The sequence below is a fragment of the Frankia sp. EI5c genome, assembly GCF_001636565.1.
Classification (GTDB): Bacteria; Actinomycetota; Actinomycetes; order Frankiales; family Frankiaceae; genus Parafrankia.
This window is the reverse complement of record NZ_LRTK01000103.1, coordinates 1-4,307: the sequence shown is the minus strand read 5'-3', so window position 1 is coordinate 4,307 and position 4,307 is coordinate 1. Positions and strand designations below refer to the sequence as shown.

Genomic DNA, 4,307 nt, shown 5'->3' with positions numbered 1-4,307 from the left:
GGCGCCGGTCGCCGCGGACTCGTCGTGGGTCGCGAGCGCGTTCGGGTCGTAGGTCGGGCTCGTGACCATCGCGAGGATGGCGCCGGTGGACGGGTCGAGTGCGACGACGGCGCCCTTGCGACCCGCGAGTGCCTCGGTGGCGACCTGCTGGAGGCGCGGCACGATCGTGGTCACCACGGTGCCGCCGCGCCGTTCCTCGCCGGTGAACAGGTCGGTGACCCGGCTCGCGAGGAGACGGTCGTCGTCGCCGGAGAGGAAGATGTCCTCGGCGCGTTCGAGGCCCGCGGCGGTGAACAGCGTGTAGTAGCCCGTCACGTTCGCGTAGAGCTGGCCGGCCGGGTNCTGGCGCTGGTACTTGTACTCGTCGTCGACCGGGACGGAGATCGCCAGCTGGGTGTCGCCGGCGATGATCCCGCCGCGCTGGCGCTCCAGGCGCTCGGTGATCTGACGCGCGTTGGTCGGCTCCCGCTTGAGGCGGTCGACCTGCCCGACCTGGATCCAGTTCGCGTTCACCAGCAGGGCCGCGAACAGCACCAGGCAGGCGATGGCGACCTTGCGCACCGGTGCGTTCACGAGGTCTTCACCACCTGGGTGGGACTCTCGGAGACGGCGCTCGGGTCGAACAGCGGGGCATCCGGAGCGGGTTCGTCCAACCGGCGCGCGGCGTCGCTGATCCGCAGCAGCAGCGCGATGATGGCGGCGTTGGCGACGATGGACGACCCGCCGTAGGAGACGAAGGGCAACGTCAGACCGGTCAGCGGGATCAGCCGCATCNCCCCGCCGACCTGCACGAAGACCTGTAGCGCCAGCGTCGCGGACAGTCCGGTGGCCAACAGCTTGCCGAACGGGTCCTTGGCGCCGAGCGCGGCGCGGATGCCGCGGGCGGCGACGAGGGCGTACAGCAGCAGGATCGCCATCACGCCGGTCAGCCCGAACTCCTCGCCCAGGCTGGCCATGATGAAGTCGGTGTTGGCGAACGGCACCCGCTGGGGGCNGCCCTGGCCGATCCCGGTGCCGGTCAGACCGCCCGCGGCGAAGCCGTAGAGACCCTGGACGAGCTGGAACGACTTGCCGGAGGGATTGCTCCCGTCGAAGGCGTGCAGCCAGCCGTCCACGCGGATCTGCACGTGGCTGAACAGGCTGTGCGCCACGACGGCGCCGAGCANGAACAGGGCGAGGCCGATGGNGACCCAGGACGCCCGCTGGGTCGCCACGTACAGGATCACCAGGAACATGCCGAAGAACAGCAGCGACGATCCGAGGTCCTTCTGGACCACCAGCACGCCGAGACTGGCCAGCCACGCCACGAGTACCGGCCCCAGGTCCCGCGCCCGCGGGATCTTCATACCGAGGAAGGAGCGGGAGGCCAGCGAGAGGACCTCCCGTTTGTTCACCAGATAGGCCGCGAAGAAGATCATAAGGATGATCTTCGAGACCTCGCTGGGCTGGAACGAGAACGGTCCGACCTGCAGCCAGAGCCGGGCGCCGTTGATCGTGGCGCCGATGCCGGGCGCGATCGGCAGCACGAGGAAGACCAGCCCGGCCAGACCGGCGGTGTAGGCGTACCGGGCGAGGNTGCGATGGTCCCGCACGGCCGCGAGGACCAGGACGAACACGCCGATCGCCAGCAGCGTCCACACCAGCTGTGTCTGTGCCGCGCCGGTCGGGATCGCCCTGTTCGCGCGGCGGGCCGCGTCGGCTTTCGCCAGATCGAGACGGTAGATCATGACCAGGCCGATGCCGTTGAGCGCGGCGACGACCGGTAGCAGAACCGGGTCGGCCGCCGGGGCGAACCGGCGGACGGCGAGGTGCCCCATCGCCCACAGTGAGAAGAAGCCGAGGCCGTAGGTGAAGACCTGGAAGCCGATGGCGCCGTCGTGGGCGAGCGTCAGGGCGGCTAACGCCGCGGTCGCCAGGATGCCGGCATAGCTGAGCAGGAACAGCTCGCGGCGGCGGTAGGGCGGGAGTTCGAGCCCACTCGGTAGCGGGAAGCCGGCGAAGGTGGCTGTCAGGTCCGCCGACCTGGGCCTGCGGAGTGGGGGAAGGCTCATCAGGCGTCCGAGCTCACGGCGATGAGGTGGGTGCTGCCAGCGAGGTGCAGCTNGGCAGGGCGTTGGCGACCGGAGACGGGCAGGCGAGAGCCGGCGAGGACGGGGATTCCGACCCGCCGGACTTGCCGAGCTCAGGGCCAATCGACGGGGAGGGACTGACCTCGGGCTCCGAGTCGGAGTCGTCCGTTTCCGAGGGTCTGGGCAGCTGGGCGGCGAGTTCCTGCGCGTCGGCCAGGTCGTCGGCGGGAATGCCGTCACGCACCCGGTCCCGGTAGGGCTCGGCCACCTCCGACAGCCGCTGGTGACGGGAGCGCACGGTCGACAGCGACAGGCCGACGATGCTTCCCTTCATCCCCTGGAAAACGACCACCCGATCATCGTCGACGCCGACGTAGTACTGGCCGCGGACGTAGGTCCAACCGGCCGCGGCGCTCGCGACCACCAGGACCAGCACCACCGTCGACACGAACAGCCGCCGCCGGCCGCCGCCGCCGCGGGGCGCGGCTCGTTCGGGATCCTCGTCCGGGTCGTCGCCGCCGTCGCCCGAGCCACGGCGATGGAAGCCGGTGCGCCCGATGCGGGCGGCCTTCGCCGCGGCCGACTCCGGATCCGCGTTGCGCGGGTTGGGGCCGGACCTGGCCGCCGCCGCGCCGGGGACGACCCGCTTCTCCGCCGCGGCGCCGGCCACCAGCGGTGCGTCGTCATCCTGGTCGTCGTCGAGCACGTCCGCCACGACCACGGTGATGTTGTCCGGCCCGCCGCCCTTGAGAGCCAGCTCGACCAGACGGTCCACGGCGTCCTGCGGCGCTTCCAGTAGCAGCGCCTCCAGGATCGTCTCCTCGCTGACCACCCCGGAGAGCCCGTCGGTACACAGCAGGTACCGGTCGCCGGCGACGGCCTGTCGGATCGACAGGTCGGGCTCGACCTCGCGGCCGTCGAGCGCCCGCATCAGCAGGGATCGCTGCGGGTGCGTGTTCGCCTGCTCCGGTGTGATGCGGCCCTGGTCGACGAGATCCTGGACCAGCGTGTGGTCATGGGTGATCTGCGAGAGAACGCCGTCCCGCAGCAGGTAGGCGCGCGAGTCGCCGACATGCAGCAGGCCGAGGTGCACCCCCGAGGAGAGCATCGCGGTGACGGTGGTGCCCATCCCGTCGAGCGCGTTGTTCTCGATGGCCATGTCACGCAGCCGGCGGTTGGCGTCCCGGACCGCGNCGGAGAGCTCGCCGAGCAGGTCCGGGGGCTCGATGTACTCGTCGAGCTCGGCCAGCCGGGAGATGACGGTCGAGCTGGCGACCTCACCCGCGGCATGGCCGCCCATCCCGTCGGCCACCGCGAGCAGGCGGACTCCCGCATAGGCGGAGTCCTCGTTCCCTTCTCGGACATGCCCAACATCCGAGCGGACGGCGAAGTGAAGCCTGAGGCTCACCGGTGCAGCTCCAGGACGGTCTTCCCGATCCTGACCGGTGCGCCGAGAGGTACCGGCATGGGACTCGTCACCTTCGTGCGGTTGAGGAATGTGCCATTGGTCGAGCCAAGATCCTCGACGAACCACTGTCCGTCGTGAGGAACGAGTCTCGCATGCCGTCCTGACGCGAAGTCATCCTCGAGGACCAGAGTCGAGTCCGGTGCCCGTCCGATGGTGATTACCTCGGGGCCCAGTGGGATTGTTGTGCCTGCAAGGTGTCCNTTTGTGACCACGAGTCGGTTTGGCGGCGCGCCGGCGGCCGGCGGGGGGGCTGGCGGAGGGGCTGGACGCGGGTCCTGGCGTGGCGTCCGCACACGTTCCGGGCGCCCTGCCGGGGCCGGGGAGGGCGCTCTGGCGACAACCGGCTGCCGCCGCTGCTGCCGTTGGGTCGGACCGAACATATCCAGCCGGACCGCCCTGACCGTGACCAGGACGAAACCCCAGAGCAGGGCCAGAAAGCCGATCTTTACCAGCAGCAGGACGAGTTCGCTGGGCTCGGTGGGATCCACGGCTACCAGTCCCTGCGACGGTCGTCGTCGAGAGGCTCCAGAGCCTCAAGGCCGTCGTCGGCCGGGCGGGCGGGCGGGCGCTGCCGCGGGTTCGCGGGGGACGGGCTCCTGGGAGGCCGGTACATCTCGTCACCATCCGCGTCTCTCGCGCCGCCCCGGGGTGGATCCGGACGGTACCCCCGGCCAGGATCGCGCCCGTACTCCGGCGGCCCGGCGGCCGGGCCGGGCTGGTCGCGCGGCGGGCGCCCGTCCTCGCGGAAGCGCGGCGCGGGCCCCTCGCGG

The 4,307-nt window shown here is 71.0% G+C and carries 1 protein-coding gene and 11 pseudogenes; all 12 read right to left on the bottom strand.

What is annotated here, in order from left to right:
- Window positions 1-341, bottom strand: a pseudogene (locus tag UG55_RS46405) (penicillin-binding transpeptidase domain-containing protein); the annotation flags it as partial.
- A gap of 1 nt (window position 342) precedes the next feature.
- Window positions 343-573 (bottom strand): annotated as a pseudogene (locus UG55_RS43210) (penicillin-binding protein 2); the annotation flags it as partial.
- Window positions 570-774: pseudogene (locus UG55_RS43205) on the bottom strand (FtsW/RodA/SpoVE family cell cycle protein); the annotation flags it as partial. The pseudogenes UG55_RS43210 and UG55_RS43205, both read right to left, overlap by 4 nt.
- A 1-nt stretch (window position 775) precedes the next feature.
- A pseudogene (locus tag UG55_RS43200) lies at window positions 776-994 on the bottom strand (FtsW/RodA/SpoVE family cell cycle protein); the annotation flags it as partial.
- Between the two features lies 1 nt (window position 995).
- Window positions 996-1,165, bottom strand: a pseudogene (locus UG55_RS43195) (FtsW/RodA/SpoVE family cell cycle protein); the annotation flags it as partial.
- A gap of 22 nt (window positions 1,166-1,187) precedes the next feature.
- Window positions 1,188-1,575: pseudogene (locus UG55_RS43185) on the bottom strand (FtsW/RodA/SpoVE family cell cycle protein); the annotation flags it as partial.
- Window position 1,576: 1 nt separating this feature from the next.
- Window positions 1,577-2,051: pseudogene (locus tag UG55_RS46400) on the bottom strand (FtsW/RodA/SpoVE family cell cycle protein); the annotation flags it as partial.
- 53 nt (window positions 2,052-2,104) lie between these two features.
- A pseudogene (locus tag UG55_RS24815) lies at window positions 2,105-3,262 on the bottom strand (PP2C family protein-serine/threonine phosphatase); the annotation flags it as partial.
- A 1-nt stretch (window position 3,263) separates the two neighbouring features.
- On the bottom strand, window positions 3,264-3,477 hold a 214-nt coding region (locus UG55_RS43175), incomplete at its 3' end, for a PP2C family protein-serine/threonine phosphatase (RefSeq protein WP_396231012.1).
- A pseudogene (locus UG55_RS43170) lies at window positions 3,474-3,737 on the bottom strand (FHA domain-containing protein); the annotation flags it as partial. The gene UG55_RS43175 and the pseudogene UG55_RS43170, both read right to left, overlap by 4 nt.
- A gap of 1 nt (window position 3,738) precedes the next feature.
- Window positions 3,739-4,025 (bottom strand): annotated as a pseudogene (locus UG55_RS43165) (FHA domain-containing protein); the annotation flags it as partial.
- Between the two features lie 2 nt (window positions 4,026-4,027).
- A pseudogene (locus tag UG55_RS30405) lies at window positions 4,028-4,307 on the bottom strand (hypothetical protein); the annotation flags it as partial.